Origin of the sequence: Variovorax sp. OV700 (genome assembly GCF_900099805.1) — a bacterium.
Lineage (GTDB): Bacteria > Pseudomonadota > Gammaproteobacteria > Burkholderiales > Burkholderiaceae_C > Variovorax.
On sequence record NZ_FNDR01000005.1, the window covers coordinates 15,124 to 33,134 of the forward strand.

Consider the following 18,011-nt stretch of genomic DNA (forward strand, 5'->3'; position numbering starts at 1 on the left):
TGTTTCGCTATCAAAACAGGAGCAAAACATGAGCCTCTTCAACAAAGTCACCAAGTCCTTCCAATGGGGCGACAAGACTGTCGTCATGGAAACGGGCGAAATCGCGCGCCAAGCCAGCGGCGCCGTGGTGGTCGACATCGACGGCACCGTGATCCTCGCGACCGTGGTCGCCTCCAAGACCGCCAAGCCGGGTCAGGACTTCTTTCCGCTGACCGTCGACTACATCGAGAAGACCTACGCCGCGGGCAAGATCCCCGGCAGCTTCTTCAAGCGCGAAGCCAAGCCCAGCGAACATGAAACCCTGACCAGCCGCCTGATCGACCGTCCGATCCGCCCGCTGTTCCCCGAAGGTTTCCTGAACGAAGTGCACGTGGTCATCCACACGCTGTCGCTCAACCCCGAAGTCGACGCCGACATCGCCGCCATGATCGGCGTGAGCGCCGCTCTGTCGATCTCCGGCATTCCGTTCAGCGGCCCGATCGGCGCTGCGCGCGTGGGCTACGTCAACGGCCAGTACGTGCTGAATCCGGGCCAGACCGCCCGCAAGGATTCGCAGATGGACCTCGTCGTTGCCGGTACCGAAGCCGCCGTGCTGATGGTGGAATCCGAAGCACAGCAACTCAGCGAAGAAATCATGCTGGGCGGCGTGGTGTTCGGCCACGAACAAGCCAACATCGCGATCAATGCGATTCATGAACTCGTGCGCGACGCCGGCAAGCCGGTGTGGGACTGGCAAGCGCCGGCCGAAGACGAAGCCTTCGTTGCCAAGGTCAAGAGCCTGGCCGAAGAAAAGCTGCGCGCCGTCTACCAGATCCGCAGCAAGCAAGCCCGCACGCAGGCCCTGCGCGAAGCCAATGCCAGCGTGATGAACACGCTGAAGGAAAGCGGCGAACCCTTCGACGCCGGCAAGGTCAACGACCTGCTGTTCTCGATCGAATCGAAGATCGTCCGCAGCCAGATCCTTTCGGGCGAACCCCGCATCGACGGCCGCGACACGCGCACCGTGCGCCCCATCGAGATTCGTAACTCCGTGCTGCCCCGCACCCACGGCTCGGCGCTGTTCACGCGCGGCGAGACGCAGGGCCTGGTCATCACCACGCTCGGCACCGAACGCGACGCACAGCGCATCGACGCGCTGGCCGGCGAATACGAAGACCGCTTCCTGTTCCACTACAACATGCCTCCCTTTGCCACCGGCGAAGTGGGCCGCATGGGCTCGACCAAGCGCCGCGAAATCGGCCACGGCCGCCTGGCCAAGCGCGCGCTCGTCGCCGTGCTGCCGACCAAGGAAGAATTCCCGTACACCATTCGTGTGGTGTCGGAAATCACCGAATCGAACGGCTCCTCGTCGATGGCTTCGGTCTGCGGCGGCTGCCTGTCGATGATGGACGCTGGCGTGCCGATGAAGGCCCACGTGGCCGGCATCGCCATGGGCCTCATCAAGGAAGACAACCGCTTTGCGGTGCTGACCGACATCCTGGGTGACGAAGATCACCTGGGCGACATGGACTTCAAGGTGGCCGGCACGACCAACGGCATCACCGCGCTGCAGATGGACATCAAGATCCAGGGCATCACCAAGGAAATCATGCAGGTCGCATTGGCGCAGGCCAAGGAAGCGCGCATGCACATCCTGGGCAAGATGCAGGAAGCCATGGGCGAAGCCAAGACCGAGGTGTCGCAATTCGCACCGCGCCTGACCACGCTGAAGATCAACCCCGAGAAGATTCGCGACGTGATCGGCAAGGGCGGCGCGGTCATCCGCGGCCTGCAGGAAGAAACCGGCACGACGATCAACATCGACGAAGACGGCACCATCACCATCGCCTCGACCGATCCGGAAAAGGCCGAGTTCGCCAAGCGCCGCATCGAGCAGATCACCGCCGAAGTCGAAATCGGCAAGGTCTACGAAGGCCCGGTCACCAAGATCCTGGACTTCGGCGCGCTCATCAACCTGCTGCCTGGCAAGGACGGCCTGCTGCACATCAGCCAGATCGCGCACGAACGCGTCGAGAAGGTGACCGACTATCTGAGCGAAGGCCAGATCGTCAAGGTCAAGGTTCTCGAGACGGACGAAAAGGGCCGCGTCAAGCTGTCCATGAAGGCCCTGAGCGAGCGTCCGGCCGGTATGGAGTACCAGGAGCGCGCACCGCGTGAAGACCGTGGTGACCGCGGCGGCGAGCGCCGCGAGCGTTCGGACCGTGGCGACCGTGGCGGTGATCGCGGTGGCGATCGTGGCGAACGTGCGCCGCGTTTCAACAACGAGCAGCAACAGCAGCCGCGCAACGAGCAGCCGCAGGCGCCCGTTGGCGAGCCGCAGTACGCACCGCGCGAACCGCAAGAGTAAGTAGAGAAGGGCGCAACGGCAGCTTTGCCGCTGCCATCTTTTTGAACAGCTAACCACGCCCGTTCCGCGGGCGTTCGTTGCAGGCCAAAGACCATGAAAGCCATTGAAATCACTTCGTACGGCGCCCCTGAGGTGCTGCGCGCCGTGGAGCGTCCCGATCCGGTGGCCGGTACGGGCGAGTTGCTGATTCGCGTGGCGGCCAGCGGTGTGAACCGTCCGGACGTGCTGCAGCGCAAGGGGCACTATCCGGTGCCGCCGGGCGCCTCCGACCTGCCGGGCCTCGAAGTGGCCGGCGAGATCGTGTCGGGCGACGCCGCGGCCTTGGCCGAGGCGGGTTTCAAGATCGGCGACCGCGTCTGCGCGCTGGTTGCGGGCGGCGGCTATGCCGAACTGTGCGTGGCGCCCGTGGCGCAATGCCTGCCGGTGCCCAAGGGGTGGAGCGATTCCGAGGCAGCGTCGCTGCCCGAGACTTTCTTCACCGTCTGGAGCAATGTGTTCGAGCGGGGCCGCCTGCAAAAGGGCGAGACCCTGCTGATCCAGGGCGGATCCAGCGGCATCGGCGTGACGGCCATCCAGATCGCCAAGGCGCTGGGTGCGACGGTGATCGTCACGGCCGGCAGCGACGGCAAGTGCGAAGCCTGCAAGGCGCTGGGCGCCGACCACGCCATCAACTACCGCACGAGCGACTTCGCCGAAGAAGCAAAGAAGCTCACCGGTGGCAAGGGCGTGGACGTGATCCTCGACATGGTCGCCGGCGACTACGTGGCCCGCGAGATCGAGTGCATGGCCGAAGACGGCCGGCTCGTGATCATCGCGGTGCAGGGCGGCGTCAAGAGCGACTTCAACGCGGGCCTGGTGCTGCGCAAGCGGCTGGTGATCACCGGCTCGACCCTGCGGCCCCGGCCAGTGGCCTTCAAGGGCGCCATTGCCAAGGCGCTGCGCGAGAAGGTCTGGCCACTGCTCGAAAGCGGCGCGATCAAGCCCGTGATCCACAGCACGTTTGTGGCGGGCGGCGAACCCAGCGGTGCCGCGCAGGCGCATGCGCTGATGGAATCCAACCAGCACATCGGCAAGATCGTGCTGACATGGTGACGGGCAACAACACGATGACAACGACCAAAAAGAAGCTGATCGCGGGCAACTGGAAGATGAACGGCAGCCTTGCTGCCAACGAGGCGCTGGTGAAGGCCCTGCAGCAGGGTCTGGCCGCGGCGCCGGCCAGCTGCGATATCGCGCTTTGCGCGCCGGCCCCGTATTTCGCCCAGCTGCAATCGCTGCTGGCGGGCTCCGCGGTCGTGGCGCTTGGCGCACAGGACATCTCGGCGCACCCGCAAGGTGCGTTCACGGGCGAGCAATCGGCGGCCATGCTGAAGGAATTCGACGTGCGCTATGCGATCGTCGGCCATTCGGAGCGCCGCCAGTACCACGGCGAAACCGACGAAGCGGTAGCGGCCAAGACGGCGGCTGCGCTGGCGAACGGCATCACGCCGATCGTTTGCGTGGGCGAAACGCTGGCCGAGCGCGAAGCAGGCCATACCGAGGAAGTCGTCAAGCGCCAGCTGGCCGCGGTGATCCACGTCAACGGCCATTGCATCAGCGAAATCGTCGTGGCTTACGAGCCGGTCTGGGCCATTGGCACGGGCAAGACGGCCACGCCTGAACAGGCGCAGGCGGTGCATGCCGTGCTGCGTGCGCAACTGCACCACGCCGCCAGCGAGCACGCGGCCGGCATCTGCATTCTCTATGGCGGCAGCATGAACGCGGCCAACGCCGCAGAGCTGCTGGCGCAGCCTGACATCGACGGTGGTCTCATTGGTGGCGCGTCGCTCAAGGCCCCCGACTTTTTGCAGATCATTTCTGCCGCCGCTCGCTGAACGCGAGCCGCGGCTGTCATCAATTAGGAGTAAGAACGAATGAATGTGGTCCTCAATCTACTGGTCGGCGTGCAGATGCTGTCGGCCCTTGCAATGATCGGGCTGATCCTGATCCAGCACGGCAAGGGCGCCGACATGGGCGCGGCCTTCGGCAGCGGCAGCGCCGGCAGCCTGTTCGGCGCCAGCGGCAGCGCGAATTTCCTTTCGCGCACCACGGCCGTCCTGGCGGCGGTCTTCTTCGCGTGCACGCTGCTCCTGGCCTACTTCAGCCATGCACGGCCCACGGGCGGCGGCAGCCTGCTGGAGCGCGCGGCCGTCGGCACGCCTGCAACCCCCGCGTCAGCCGCAGCGGGGCAAATTCCTTCGGGCACATCCGGTGCGGCGCCTGCCAAGGCACCAGCTTCGGCACCTGCTGCACCTGTTTCGGGCCCGGGCCAGATCCCGAACAAATAATCAAGTTGTTTTCATGAAGTCGCCAACGAGAAACGGCTTCATTTCAGGGTAAACTCTAAAGCTGTTCGGAAAGCCAAACACCTTTCCAGGTACCTCATGCCATCCGAACAAAAAACCGCGGTCGTGGTGAAATTGGTAGACACGCTATCTTGAGGGGGTAGTGGCGAAAGCTGTGCGAGTTCGAGTCTCGCCGACCGCACCAAATCTCACTGGCAGAAAACCTCATTCAGAGCGTTTTCCTGCCGGTGGCAAGCGGTGAAAAATCTCCCGATGAACCTCGATTCCTATCTCCCCGTCCTTTTGTTCATTCTGGTCGGTGTCGGTGTAGGTGTCGCACCGCAAGTCATCGGCTACATCCTGGGTCCCAATCGGCCCGACGCAGCGAAGAACGCTCCCTACGAGTGCGGCTTCGAGGCCTTCGAGGATGCGCGCATGAAATTCGACGTGCGCTATTACCTCGTCGCCATTCTCTTCATCCTGTTCGATCTCGAGATTGCCTTTCTCTTTCCGTGGGCCATCGCGCTCAAGGAAATCGGCGCCGTCGGCTTCTGGGCCATGATGATCTTTCTCGCCATCCTCGTCGTGGGCTTCGTCTACGAGTGGAAAAAAGGCGCGCTCGACTGGGAATGACAAGGAATCGACAAAATGGCCATTGAAGGCGTCATGAAGGAAGGCTTCGTCACCACCACCTACGACTCGGTGGTGAACTGGGCGAAGACCGGATCACTTTGGCCGATGACTTTCGGCTTGGCTTGCTGCGCGGTCGAAATGATGCACGCGGGCGCGGCCCGCTACGACATCGATCGTTTCGGCATGCTGTTTCGGCCCAGCCCCCGCCAGTCCGATCTGATGATCGTGGCCGGCACGCTGTGCAACAAGATGGCGCCGGCGCTGCGCAAGGTCTACGACCAGATGCCTGAGCCGCGCTGGGTGCTCTCGATGGGCTCATGCGCCAATGGCGGCGGGTACTACCACTACAGCTATTCGGTGGTGCGCGGCTGCGACCGCATCGTGCCTGTCGACGTCTATGTGCCAGGTTGCCCGCCCACTGCCGAAGCCTTGCTCTACGGCGTGATCCAGCTGCAGCAGAAGATTCGCCGCACCAACACCATTGCCCGCGCCTGAGGGATTGCCGACGATGACTGACTTTGCAATATCGCCGGAGGTGCTGCGCGCCACCATCGCCGAGGCGCTCGGCGCCCGCGCCAAGAGCGTGACGCTCGCGTTGGGCGAGGTGACCGTGGTGGTTGCGGCCGACTCTTACATCGAGGTGGCCACGCTGCTGCGCGACGCGCCCGGCTGCCGCTTCGAGCAGCTGATCGACCTCTGCGGCATGGACTACTCCGACTACCGCGAAGGCGAGTGGCAGGGCGAGCGCTATTGCGTCGTCACGCACCTGCTTTCGGTGAGCCTCAACCAGCGTGTGCGCCTCAAGGTGTTCGCCCCCAACGAAGACCTGCCGGTGGTCGATTCGCTCCAGCCCGTCTGGAACGCCGCCACCTGGTTCGAGCGCGAGGCCTTCGATCTTTACGGCATCGTGTTCGAGGGGCACGACGACCTGCGCCGCATTCTTACCGACTACGGCTTCATCGGCCATCCGTTCCGCAAGGACTTCCCGGTGTCCGGCCACGTCGAGATGCGCTACGACGAAGAGCAGAAGCGCGTCGTCTACCAGCCGGTATCGATCGAGCCCCGCGAAATCACGCCGCGCGTGATCCGCGAAGACAACTACGGCGGCGGTTTGCACTGATATGGCCGAAATCAAGAACTACACACTCAACTTCGGTCCCCAGCATCCGGCGGCGCACGGCGTGCTGCGCCTGGTGCTCGAGCTCGACGGCGAAGTGATCCAGCGCGCCGATCCGCACATCGGCCTCTTGCACCGCGCAACCGAAAAGCTCGCCGAGTCGCGCACCTTCATCCAGTCGCTGCCGTACATGGACCGTCTCGACTACGTGTCGATGATGAGCAACGAGCACGCCTACTGCCTTGCCATCGAGCGGATGATGGGCCTGGACGTACCCATCCGCGCGCAATACATCCGCGTGATGTTCGCCGAGATCACCCGCCTGCTGAACCACCTCTTGTGGCTCGGCGCGCACGGCCTCGACTGCGGCGCGATGAACATGCTCATCTACTGCTTCCGCGAGCGTGAAGACCTGTTCGACATGTACGAAGCCGTGTCGGGCGCGCGCATGCATGCGGCGTACTTCCGTCCGGGCGGTGTCTACCGCGACCTGCCTGATGCGATGCCGCAGTACAAGGTCAGCAAGATCAAGAATGCGAAGGCCATCGAGCGGCTCAACGAGAACCGCCAGGGCTCGCTGCTTGACTTCGTCGACGACTTCTGCAAGCGATTCCCGAAGATGGTCGACGAGTACGAAACGCTGCTCACCGACAACCGCATCTGGAAGCAGCGCACCGTGGGCATCGGCGTCGTGACGCCGGAGCGCGCACTGAACCTCGGCTTCACCGGCCCCATGCTGCGCGGCTCGGGCATCGAATGGGACCTGCGCAAGAAGCAGCCCTACGACGTCTACGACCAGATGCTGTTCGACGTGCCCGTGGGCAAGACCGGCGACTGCTATGACCGCTACCTCGTGCGCGTGGAAGAAATGCGCCAGGCCAACAAGATCATCCAGCAGTGCTCGGCCTGGCTGCGTGTCAACCCTGGCCCGGTGATCACCAGCAACCACAAGGTCGCAGCACCTGCGCGCGAATCGATGAAGGCGAACATGGAGGAGCTGATCCACCATTTCAAGCTCTTCACCGAAGGCTTCCACGTGCCCGAAGGCGAGGCGTATGCCGCCGTCGAGCACCCGAAGGGCGAGTTCGGCATCTATCTGGTGAGCGACGGCGCCAACAAGCCGTACCGCCTGAAGATCCGGGCCCCCGGCTTCCCGCACCTTGCCGCCCTCGACGAAATGTCGCGCGGCCACATGATCGCCGACGCTGTCGCGGTGATCGGCACGATGGACATCGTGTTCGGCGAAATCGACAGGTGAGAAAGAGCGAATGACGACTTCCTCGACCCACCATGACACGGCGCCTTCGGCGCCTTCTGCTCCTCTGAAGCCCGCGATTCTCGAGCGCTTTGCGCGCGAAGTCGCCAAGTATCCTGAAGCCGGCAAGCAGTCGGCGGTGATGGCCTGTCTGGCCATCGTGCAGCAGGACGAAGGCTTCATCAGCATGCAGCGCGAGCGCGAGATCGCCGAGTACCTCGGCATGGCGCCCATCGCCGTGCACGAAGTCACGACCTTCTACAACATGTACAACCAGCACCCGGTGGGCAAGTTCAAGCTCAACGTGTGCACCAACCTGCCGTGCCAGCTGCGCGACGGCGTCACCGCGCTGGTCCACCTCGAGAAGAAGCTCGGCATCAAGATGGGCGAGACCACGGCCGATGGCCTGTTCACGCTGCAGCAGAGCGAATGCCTGGGTGCCTGCGCCGACTCGCCCGTGATGCTGGTCAACGACCGCACCATGTGCAGCTTCATGAGCAACGAGAAGCTCGACCAGCTCATCGACGGATTGCGCGCGTCCACCGGCGTCGCCAAAGGGGAGGCCGCGTGATGTCGCCCGAACAAGTGCTCCAGCAATTCCAGGCGACGGGCGTCCAGACCTGTTTCCATGACCGCCACATCGAGCCGCAGATCTATGCCGGCCTCGACGGTACCAACTGGCGCCTGGCCGACTACGAAGCGCGCGGCGGCTACAAGGCGCTGCGCAAGATCCTGACGGAGGGCCTCACGCCCGACCAGGTGATTGCCGAAGTCAAGGCTTCGGGCCTGCGCGGCCGTGGCGGCGCGGGCTTTCCCACCGGCCTGAAGTGGAGCTTCATGCCCCGCCAGTTCCCGGGCCAGAAGTACCTCGTCTGCAATTCCGACGAAGGCGAGCCGGGTACGTGCAAGGACCGCGACATCCTGCAGTTCAACCCGCACATCGTGATCGAGGGCATGGCCATCGCTGCGTATGCAATGGGCATCAGCGTGGGCTACAACTACATCCACGGCGAGATCTTCCAGAGCTATGACCGCTTCGAGGAAGCCCTCGAAGAAGCGCGCGCCGCCGGCTATCTCGGCGACAAGATCATGGGCAGCACGTACAACTTCCAGTTGCACGCCGCCCACGGTTTCGGTGCCTACATCTGCGGCGAGGAAACGGCGCTGCTCGAATCGCTCGAAGGCAAGAAGGGCCAGCCGCGCTTCAAGCCGCCGTTCCCCGCGAGCTTTGGCCTGTACGGCAAGCCCACCACCATCAACAACACCGAGACCTTTGCGGCGGTGCCCTGGATCATCAACAACGGCGGCGTGGCCTACCTCGAATGCGGCAAGCCGAACAACGGCGGCACCAAGATCTATTCGGTGAGCGGTGACGTCGAACTGCCCGGCAACTACGAAGTGCCCATGGGCACGCCGTTCTCCAAGCTCCTGGAGCTGTGCGGCGGTGTTCGCAAGGGCCGCACGCTCAAGGCCGTGATCCCTGGCGGATCGTCGTCGCCGGTGCTGCCTGCTTCCATCATGATGGAATGCACGATGGACTACGACTCCATCGCCAAGGCCGGCTCCATGCTGGGTTCGGGCGCCGTCATCGTCATGGACGACAGCCGCTCGATGGTCGAGTCGCTCCGGCGCCTGTCGTACTTCTACATGCACGAGTCCTGCGGCCAGTGCACGCCGTGCCGCGAAGGCACGGGCTGGCTCTACCGCGTGGTGGACCGCATCCACAACGGGCAGGGCAGGGCGTCGGACATGGACCTGCTCAATTCCGTGGCAGACAACATCCAGGGCCGCACGATCTGCGCCCTCGGCGACGCGGCGGCCATGCCGGTGCGCGCGATGATCAAGCACTTCCGTCACGAGTTCGAGGCCTTGATTCCGGGCTACGTCCCGAAAGCGCCCGTCCAGGCCTGAGCGCGATGAAATTGCCCCCTTACTCACATTCGTTCGCTGCCCCCCGAGGGGGCGCTGGCCTCCCTTGGGGCGGCCCGGCGGAAGCCCACACATATGGTTGAAATCGAACTCGACGGCAAGAAGGTCGACGTGACCGAAGGCAGCATGATCATGCATGCGGCCGACAAGGCGGGCACCTACATCCCGCACTTCTGCTATCACAAGAAGCTGAGCATCGCGGCCAACTGCCGCATGTGCCTGGTCGACGTGGAAAAAGCGCCCAAGCCGATGCCGGCCTGCGCCACGCCCGTCACGCAGGGCATGATCGTTCGCACCAAGAGCGAGAAGGCCATCAAGGCGCAGCAGTCGGTCATGGAGTTCCTCCTGATCAACCACCCGCTGGATTGCCCCATCTGCGACCAGGGCGGCGAGTGCCAGCTGCAAGACCTGGCCGTGGGCTACGGCGGTTCTTCTTCGCGCTACGAAGAAGAAAAGCGCGTCGTCTTCCACAAGGACGTCGGTCCGCTGATCAGCATGGAAGAAATGAGCCGCTGCATCCATTGCACGCGCTGCGTCCGCTTTGGCCAGGAAGTGGCCGGCGTGATGGAGCTCGGCATGACGCAACGTGGCGAGCACTCCGAAATCGAAACCTTCCTCGGCGATTCGGTCGACTCCGAACTGTCGGGCAACATGATCGACATCTGCCCGGTCGGGGCGCTCACGAGCAAGCCGTTCCGCTACAGCGCCCGCACCTGGGAGCTGTCGCGCCGTAAGTCGGTGAGCCCGCACGATTCCACCGGCGCCAACCTGATCGTCCAGGTCAAGAACAACCGCGTGATGCGCGTGGTGCCGCTCGAGAACGAAGACGTCAACGAGTGCTGGATCGCCGACCGCGACCGCTTCTCGTACGAAGGGCTCAACGGCCCGGAACGCCTCACGCAGCCGATGCTCAAGCAGGGCGGCCAATGGCACCAGGTCGACTGGCAGACCGCGCTCGAATACGTGGCCAACGGCCTGAAGCAGATCAAGGCCGACCACGGCGCGCAAAGCATCGGCACGCTGGTAAGTCCGCACAGCACGCTCGAAGAGTTGCAGCTTGCCGCCATGCTCACGCGTGAACTCGGCAGCGACAACATCGACCATCGCCTGCGCAACGCCGAATTCACGGCGTTCGAAGGCGTGCGCTGGCTCGGCACCTCGATCGCATCCCTCACGCAGCTGCAACGCGCGCTGGTCGTCGGATCGAACCTGCGCAAGGACCACCCGCTGTTCGCGCAGCGCATCCGCCAGGCCGTGCGCAAGGGCGCCGCGCTGTCGGTGATCACCTCGGCCAGCCTCATGGCCGACCGTGAAGCGTGGGCCATGAACGTGGCGCAATCGACGATCGTCGAAGCCGACCAGTGGATCGAGGCGCTGGCCGCCGTGGCCGCTGCCATCGGCCAGACCAATGGCGCCGCTGCGCCGCTGGCACCGAAGAATGCACCGGATGCCACCGCACAAGCCATCGCAGCATCGCTGCTGACCGGCGAGCGCAAGGCCATCCTGCTCGGCAACGCCGCCGCCCACCACGCGCAAGCCAGCAGCCTGCTGGCCCTCGCCAACTGGATCGGCGCTCAGACCGGCGCCACCGTCGGCTACCTGACCGAAGCCGCCAACACCGTGGGCGCGCAACTCGTCGGCGCGTTCCCGAAGAATGGCGGCCTCGATGCCGGCCGCATGCTGGCGGCGGGTTCCGGCCTCAAGGCGGTGCTGCTGCTCAACACCGAGCCGGTGTTCGACTCAGCCGCGGGTGCCGCAGCCGCCGATGTCATCGGCAATGCGCAAATGGTCGTCACGCTGAGCCCGTTCAAGGCCAACCTCGAGTTCAGCGACGTGCTGCTGCCCATCGCGCCGTTCACCGAAACGCCGGGTACCTTCGTCAATGCCGAAGGCCGCGTGCAAAGCTTCCATGCCGTCGTGAAGCCGCAAGGCGAAGCGCGTCCGGCCTGGAAGGTGCTGCGCGTGCTGGCCAACCTGCTCGGCCTGCCGGGCTTTGCCTTCGAATCGACCGCTGACGTGCTGCGCACCATCGGCGACAACGGCGCCGTGCCGGCCGATGCGCTTCGCAATACGACCGCAGCAAGGGCAGTGGCTTCCACCGGGGCGGTTCCCGCACCCGTGGTTGCGAGCATCTACCGGCTCGACTCGATCGTGCGCCGCGCACCGTCGCTGCAACTCACCGCCGATGCGCGCAACGCACTGGCAGCACCGGCCCGTGCCGAGGAGGCATTGGCATGATCGATTCACTGCATGCTTTCGGCCTGGGTCTGGTCCATGCGGGCTGGTGGACAGCCGTGGTCTGGCCCGTGATCTGGACGCTGATCAAGATCATCGTGGTCGTGCTTCCGCTGATGGGAGCCGTGGCCTACCTCACGCTGTGGGAACGCAAGGCCATCGGCTTCACGCAGATCCGCATCGGCCCGAACCGCATCGGCCCGCTGGGCCTGTTGCAGCCCATTGCCGACGCGCTCAAGCTGATGACCAAGGAAATCATTATTCCGACGGTCGCCAACAAGGGTCTCTTCCTGCTGGGCCCGATCATGACCATCATGCCGGCGCTCGCCGCATGGGCCGTGATTCCCTTCGGCCCCGATGTAGCGCTGGCCAACATCAACGCCGGCCTGCTGTTCGTGATGGCCATCACCTCGCTCGAGGTCTACGGCGTGATCATCGCGGGCTGGGCTTCCAATTCGAAGTACGCCTTCCTTGGCGCGCTGCGCGCCTCGGCACAGATGGTGAGCTACGAAATTGCGATGGGCTTCTGCTTCGTCGTGGTGCTGATGGTCTCGGCCAGCCTGAACATGACCGACATCGTGACAGGGCAGGGCAAGGGCACCTTTGCATCCATGGGCATCGGATTCCTGTCGTGGAACTGGCTGTCGCTGCTGCCGATCTTCGTCGTCTACTTCATCTCGGGCCTGGCTGAAACCAACCGCCACCCCTTCGACGTGGTCGAAGGCGAGTCCGAAATCGTCGCGGGCCACATGATCGAGTACTCGGGCATGAGCTTTGCCATGTTCTTCCTGGCCGAGTACGCCAACATGTGGCTGGTCTCGATCTTGTGCGTGGTGCTGTTCCTCGGCGGATGGCTGCCTCCGTTCGAGTTCCTGAGCTTCATCCCCGGCTGGATCTGGCTCGGTGCCAAGACCTTCTGCGTGGTCACCATGTTCCTGTGGGTTCGCTCGACGTTCCCGCGCTTCCGGTATGACCAGATCATGCGTCTGGGCTGGAAGATCTTCATCCCGGTCACGCTCGTGTGGCTGGTCGTGGTCGGTGCCTGGATGCAGACCCCGTTCAACATCTGGAAATAACTGGAAGCGCCAACATCATGTCTGCTGCGCACACCGCAACAACGTCCGCTCCGTTCTCGCTCAAGGATTTTCTGGGCAGCTTCATGCTGTTCGAACTGTTCAAGGGCCTTGCGATCACCGGCAAGTACGCTTTCGCCCGCAAGATCACGGTGCAGTTTCCCGAAGAAAAGACGCCGCTGTCGCCGCGCTTTCGCGGCCTGCACGCTTTGCGCCGCTATGAAAACGGCGAAGAGCGCTGCATTGCCTGCAAGCTCTGCGAAGCCGTGTGCCCGGCGCTCGCCATCACCATCGAATCCGATGTGCGCGACGACGGCTCGCGCCGCACCACGCGCTACGACATCGACCTGACCAAGTGCATCTTCTGCGGTTTCTGCGAAGAAAGCTGCCCGGTCGATTCGATCGTCGAGACCCACATCTTCGAATACCACGGCGAAAAGCGCGGCGACCTGTACTTCACCAAGGACATGCTGCTGGCCGTGGGCGACCGCTACGAAAAAGAAATTGCAGCGAACAAGGCGGCCGACGCCAAGTACCGCTGATCCGTTCAGCCCGAACCCCGTACCAATTCGAATTCCAAATGGACGTCAAGACCGGTCTGTTCTATCTCTTTGCCGTGGTGCTGCTGTTTGCAGCCTTCCGCGTCATCACCGCCCGCAATCCCGTGTACGCCGCGCTGTACCTGGTGCTGGCTTTCTTCCAGGCTTCGGCGATCTGGCTTCTGCTGCGCGCCGAATTTTTGGCGATCTCGCTCGTGCTCGTCTACGTCGGCGCGGTGATGGTGCTGTTCCTGTTCGTCGTGATGATGCTGGACATCAATGTCGACGGCTTGCGAGAGGGCTTCTGGAAGCACTTTCCGTTGGCAGCCGGCGTAGGCGCATTGATTGCGCTCGAAATGGCCGCAGTGCTGATGGGCGGCTTCCGTCTCGGTGAAGCACCGCGCGCCATGGCGACCACCTCTGCCAACAGCTCGAACACGCTCGAGCTCGGCAAGCTCCTGTATTCCGAATACCTCTATCCGCTGGAAATTGCCGCGGTCATCTTGCTGGTCGCCATCGTGGCCGCCATTGCCCTGACGCTGCGCACCCGCAAGGACAGCAAGTACGTCAACCCGTCCGCCCAGGTTCGCGTGAAGGCGCGCGACCGCGTTCGCATCGTGCAGATGGCGGTCACGCGCGCTGCCGAGCCCGTGGTGGACGCACCCGCCGACGCAGCAGCAGCGGCAAAGGAAAACAAGGCATGACGCTCACGCTCGGACATTTTCTATCGCTCGGCGCCATGCTCTTTGCGCTCTCGGTGATCGGCATTTTCCTGAACCGCAAGAACCTCATCGTGCTGCTGATGGCCATCGAGCTGATGCTGCTTGCGGTGAACATGAACTTCGTGGCGTTCTCGTACTACCTGGGCGACATGCATGGTCAGATCTTCGTGTTCTTCATTTTGACGGTGGCCGCGGCCGAGTCCGCCATCGGTCTCGCGCTGCTCGTCTTGTTGTTCCGCAACAAGTCCAACATCAACGTCGACGAACTCAACTCGCTCAAGGGTTGAAAGCAGTATGAGCGCAACCCTTTCCGCATCCACCCTACTGGCCGTGCCATTGGCACCCCTGGTCGGCGCCGTCGTCGCCGGCCTGTTCGGCACCAAGTTCGGCGGCAACCACATCGGCCGCAAAGTCACGCATTCGCTGACCATCCTCGGCGTTTTCGTCGCCTTCATCATTTCGGCGATGACGCTCAAGAGCGTGGTGGTCGATGGCGCCCGCTTCAATGCCACCCTCTACGAATGGATGGTCGTGGGCGGCCTCAAGATGGAAGTCGGCTTCCTGGTCGACGGCCTCACGGCCACGATGATGTGCGTGGTGACCTTCGTGTCGCTGATGGTGCACGTCTACACCATCGGCTACATGGAAGAAGACGAGGGCTACAACCGCTTCTTCGCCTACATCTCGCTGTTCACCTTCTCGATGCTGATGCTCGTCATGAGCAACAACATGCTCCAGCTGTTCTTCGGCTGGGAAGCGGTGGGCCTGGTGTCGTACCTGCTGATCGGCTTCTGGTTCAACAGGCCCACGGCCATCTTCGCGAACATGAAGGCGTTCCTGGTCAACCGCGTGGGCGACTTCGGCTTCATTCTCGGCATCGGCCTCATTGCAGCCTACGCCGGCACGCTGAACTACGGCGAAGCCTTCGCCAAGGCCGGCACCCTGGCTGGTATTACCTTCCCCGGCACCGAGTGGATGCTGATCACCGTGATCTGCATCTGCCTGTTCATCGGCGCGATGGGCAAGAGCGCGCAGTTTCCGCTGCACGTCTGGCTGCCCGATTCCATGGAAGGCCCGACACCCATCTCGGCGCTGATCCACGCGGCCACCATGGTGACCGCCGGCATCTTCATGGTGGCGCGCATGTCGCCGCTGTTCGAACTGAGCGACACCGCATTGAGCTTCATCCTGGTGATCGGTGCCATCACGGCGCTGTTCATGGGTTTCCTCGGCATCATCCAGAACGACATCAAGCGAGTGGTCGCGTACTCGACGCTCTCGCAGCTCGGCTACATGACGGTGGCGCTCGGCGCGTCGGCCTATTCGGTCGCGGTGTTCCACCTGATGACGCACGCCTTTTTCAAGGCGCTGCTGTTCCTCGGCGCGGGCTCGGTGATCATCGGCATGCACCACAACCAGGACATCCGCTGGATGGGCGGCGTGCGCAAGTACATGCCGATCACCTGGATCACTTCGCTCGTGGGTTCGCTCGCGCTGATCGGCACGCCGTTCTTCGCCGGCTTCTACTCGAAGGACAGCATCATCGAAGCGGTGCACGAAAGCCACCTGTGGGGCGCGCAGTTCGCCTACTACGCGGTGCTGGCCGGCGTGTTCGTGACGGCTTTCTATTCGTTCCGCATGTACTTCCTGGTGTTCCACGGCAAGGAGCGCTACGACCAGAACCCCGACGCGCACCACCACGACGAACATGCGGAGCACGATGAGGACCATGGCCATCACGGCGGCAAGCCGCACGAATCGCCCTGGGTGGTGTGGCTGCCGCTGGTGCTGCTAGCCATCCCGTCGGTGGTGATCGGCTTCATGACGATCGAGCCGATGCTCTTCGGCGAGTTCTTCAAGGGTGCCATCGCGGTCGACGCCGACAAGCACCATGCCATGAAGGAGCTCGGAGAAGCCTTCCACGGCCCCGTGGCCATGGCAATCCACGGCCTGACGGCGGCGCCGTTCTGGCTGGCGCTGGCCGGGGTGGTGCTCTCGTTCTACATGTACATGGTCAATCCGGCGCTGCCGGCCGCCATCAAACGTGCCTTCGGACCGGTCTATCGCCTGCTGGAAAACAAGTACTACCTCGACTGGTTCAACGAGAACGTCATTGCCCGTGCCACGCGTGCCTTCGGTACCGGCCTGTGGAAGGGCGGCGACCAGGCGTTGATCGATGGTGCCCTGGTCAACGGTTCATGGAAGGTCGTCGGCCGCATCTCGGGTGCGGTGCGCTGGCTCCAGTCGGGCTACATCTATCACTACGCCTTCGCGATGCTGCTCGGCATCTTCATCCTGATGACGTACTTCGTCTGGTTCAAACGCTGAGCTTTAGCGCTGGAGAAAAAGAAAAATGGGTTTGTTGAGCCTTGCCATCTGGGTGCCCATCGCATTCGGTGTCGCGTTGCTGGCGTTCGGCCGTGACGAGCACGCCCGGGGCGTGCGCTGGGTCGCGTTGGTCGGCGCGATCATCAGTTTCCTGGTGACCGTGCCGCTTTACACGGGCTTCGAGAACGGCACCGCCGCGATGCAGTTCGTCGAAAAGGCGAGTTGGATAGCGCGCTTCAATGTCAGCTATCACGTCGGCATCGACGGGCTCTCGCTCTGGCTGGTGCTGCTGACCTCGTTCACGACCGTGGTGGTCGTGATCTCGGCCTGGGAAGTGATCACCGAGCGCGTCAACCAGTACATGGCCGCGTTCCTGATTCTTTCGGGCTTCATGATCGGCGTGTTCGCCGCGCTCGACGGTATCCTGTTCTACGTGTTCTTCGAAGCCACGCTGATCCCGATGTACCTCATCATCGGCATCTGGGGCGGCCCGAACAAGATCTACGCAGCCTTCAAGTTCTTCATCTACACCTTGCTCGGCTCGCTGCTGACGCTGGTGGCGCTGATCTACCTGTACAACAAGTCGGGCGGCAGCTTCGACATCCTGAGCTGGCACAAGCTGCCGCTGGGTTTGACGGCGCAGACCTTCCTTTTCTTCGCGTTCTTTGCCGCCTTTGCGGTCAAGGTGCCGATGTGGCCGGTCCACACCTGGCTGCCCGACGTGCACGTCGAGGCGCCGACCGGCGGCTCGGCCGTGCTGGCCGCGATCATGCTGAAGCTCGGTGCCTACGGCTTCCTGCGCTTCTCGATGCCGATTGCGCCCGACGCCTCGCACGAATGGGCCTGGCTCATGATCGGTCTGTCGCTGATCGCGGTGATCTACGTCGGCCTGGTGGCGCTGGTGCAGGAAGACATGAAAAAGCTCGTGGCGTACTCGTCGGTCGCGCACATGGGCTTCGTCACGCTCGGCTTCTTCATCTTCAACGAGCTCGGCGTGTCCGGCGGCATCGTGCAGATGATCGCGCACGGCTTCGTGTCGGGCGCCATGTTCCTTGGCATCGGCGTGCTGTACGACCGCGTGCATTCGCGCCAGATCGCCGACTACGGCGGCGTGGTCAACACCATGCCCAAGTTTGCCGCGTTCGCGCTGTTGTTCGCCATGGCCAACTGCGGCCTGCCGGGCACCGCCGGTTTCGTGGGCGAGTGGATGGTCATCCTGGGTGCGGTCAAGGCCAACTTCTGGATCGGCCTGGGTGCCGCCACCGCGCTGATCTTCGGCGCGGCCTACACCCTCTGGATGTACAAGCGCGTGTACCTCGGCCCGGTCGGCAACGACCACGTCAAGGAACTCACCGACATCAACGCCCGCGAGTTCCTGATGCTGTCGCTGCTGGCCATTGCCGTGCTGTGGATGGGCATCTATCCGAAGCCGTTCACCGCCGCGATGGATGCTTCCGTGACGGAGCTCCTGCGCCACGTGGCTACCTCGAAACTGCCACGCTGAAGAAG

17 protein-coding genes and 1 tRNA gene are annotated in these 18,011 nt (G+C 63.4%); all 18 read left to right on the top strand.

The genetic code is table 11. The features are described 5' to 3' along the window. Positions 1-28: 28 nt before the first annotated feature. The 18 genes from pnp to BLR24_RS13005 all read left to right on the top strand — a co-directional run bounded on the left by pnp (position 29) and on the right by BLR24_RS13005 (position 18,006). Positions 29-2,347, top strand: coding sequence for a polyribonucleotide nucleotidyltransferase (gene pnp, locus BLR24_RS12920; RefSeq protein ID WP_093017427.1), 2,319 nt, complete (start codon positions 29-31; stop codon positions 2,345-2,347). 93 nt (positions 2,348-2,440) lie between these two features. Further along, positions 2,441-3,439 carry an NAD(P)H-quinone oxidoreductase gene (locus BLR24_RS12925; protein ID WP_093017429.1) on the top strand — a complete coding sequence of 333 codons (999 nt, stop codon included), beginning with the start codon at positions 2,441-2,443 and terminating at the stop codon, positions 3,437-3,439. Next, entirely contained in the window at positions 3,433-4,221 is a 789-nt protein-coding gene (gene tpiA, locus BLR24_RS12930; RefSeq protein WP_093017431.1) for a triose-phosphate isomerase, read from the top strand. The genes BLR24_RS12925 and tpiA overlap by 7 nt, the downstream gene beginning before the upstream one ends. 39 nt (positions 4,222-4,260) lie before the next feature. After that, positions 4,261-4,674: a preprotein translocase subunit SecG gene (gene secG, locus BLR24_RS12935; RefSeq protein ID WP_093017433.1), complete on the top strand. Its 414-nt coding sequence runs from the start codon at positions 4,261-4,263 to the stop codon at positions 4,672-4,674. Between the two features lie 117 nt (positions 4,675-4,791). Further along, positions 4,792-4,876 (top strand) — tRNA-Leu (locus tag BLR24_RS12940). A 68-nt stretch (positions 4,877-4,944) separates the two neighbouring features. Beyond that, entirely contained in the window at positions 4,945-5,304 is a 360-nt protein-coding gene (locus BLR24_RS12945; RefSeq protein WP_055805154.1) for an NADH-quinone oxidoreductase subunit A, read from the top strand. Between the two features lie 15 nt (positions 5,305-5,319). Then, on the top strand, positions 5,320-5,799 hold the full coding sequence (locus tag BLR24_RS12950; protein WP_012748606.1) for a NuoB/complex I 20 kDa subunit family protein: 480 nt from the start codon (positions 5,320-5,322) through the stop codon (positions 5,797-5,799). Positions 5,800-5,812: 13 nt separating this feature from the next. Next, positions 5,813-6,424, top strand: a complete 612-nt coding sequence (locus tag BLR24_RS12955; RefSeq protein ID WP_093018211.1) for an NADH-quinone oxidoreductase subunit C — start codon at positions 5,813-5,815, stop codon at positions 6,422-6,424. A 1-nt stretch (position 6,425) separates the two neighbouring features. Next, entirely contained in the window at positions 6,426-7,679 is a 1,254-nt protein-coding gene (locus BLR24_RS12960; protein ID WP_093017435.1) for an NADH-quinone oxidoreductase subunit D, read from the top strand. Positions 7,680-7,689: 10 nt separating this feature from the next. Further along, positions 7,690-8,247 carry an NADH-quinone oxidoreductase subunit NuoE family protein gene (gene nuoE, locus BLR24_RS12965; RefSeq protein ID WP_254787269.1) on the top strand — a complete coding sequence of 186 codons (558 nt, stop codon included), beginning with the start codon at positions 7,690-7,692 and terminating at the stop codon, positions 8,245-8,247. Continuing rightward, positions 8,247-9,587, top strand: coding sequence for an NADH-quinone oxidoreductase subunit NuoF (gene nuoF / locus BLR24_RS12970; protein WP_093018215.1), 1,341 nt, complete (start codon positions 8,247-8,249; stop codon positions 9,585-9,587). The genes nuoE and nuoF overlap by 1 nt, the downstream gene beginning before the upstream one ends. Positions 9,588-9,680: 93 nt before the next feature. Beyond that, positions 9,681-11,843 carry an NADH-quinone oxidoreductase subunit NuoG gene (nuoG, locus tag BLR24_RS12975; RefSeq protein ID WP_093017437.1) on the top strand — a complete coding sequence of 721 codons (2,163 nt, stop codon included), beginning with the start codon at positions 9,681-9,683 and terminating at the stop codon, positions 11,841-11,843. Continuing rightward, the gene (gene nuoH / locus BLR24_RS12980; protein ID WP_093017439.1) at positions 11,840-12,916 is read left to right on the top strand and encodes an NADH-quinone oxidoreductase subunit NuoH; all 1,077 of its coding nucleotides are present in this window, start codon (positions 11,840-11,842) and stop codon (positions 12,914-12,916) included. The genes nuoG and nuoH overlap by 4 nt, the downstream gene beginning before the upstream one ends. A gap of 17 nt (positions 12,917-12,933) precedes the next feature. Beyond that, positions 12,934-13,455 carry an NADH-quinone oxidoreductase subunit NuoI gene (nuoI, locus tag BLR24_RS12985; protein WP_055805171.1) on the top strand — a complete coding sequence of 174 codons (522 nt, stop codon included), beginning with the start codon at positions 12,934-12,936 and terminating at the stop codon, positions 13,453-13,455. 38 nt (positions 13,456-13,493) lie between these two features. Continuing rightward, the gene (locus BLR24_RS12990; RefSeq protein ID WP_093017441.1) at positions 13,494-14,156 is read left to right on the top strand and encodes an NADH-quinone oxidoreductase subunit J; all 663 of its coding nucleotides are present in this window, start codon (positions 13,494-13,496) and stop codon (positions 14,154-14,156) included. After that, positions 14,153-14,461 (top strand): NADH-quinone oxidoreductase subunit NuoK, encoded by a 309-nt coding sequence (gene nuoK, locus BLR24_RS12995; RefSeq protein ID WP_012748597.1) that lies wholly within the window; start codon positions 14,153-14,155, stop codon positions 14,459-14,461. Before BLR24_RS12990 ends, nuoK begins: the two co-directional genes overlap by 4 nt. Before the next feature lie 7 nt (positions 14,462-14,468). Further along, positions 14,469-16,502: an NADH-quinone oxidoreductase subunit L gene (nuoL, locus tag BLR24_RS13000; RefSeq protein WP_093017443.1), complete on the top strand. Its 2,034-nt coding sequence runs from the start codon at positions 14,469-14,471 to the stop codon at positions 16,500-16,502. A gap of 25 nt (positions 16,503-16,527) precedes the next feature. After that, positions 16,528-18,006: an NADH-quinone oxidoreductase subunit M gene (locus BLR24_RS13005; RefSeq protein WP_093017445.1), complete on the top strand. Its 1,479-nt coding sequence runs from the start codon at positions 16,528-16,530 to the stop codon at positions 18,004-18,006. The last annotated feature ends 5 nt before the right edge of the window (positions 18,007-18,011 follow it).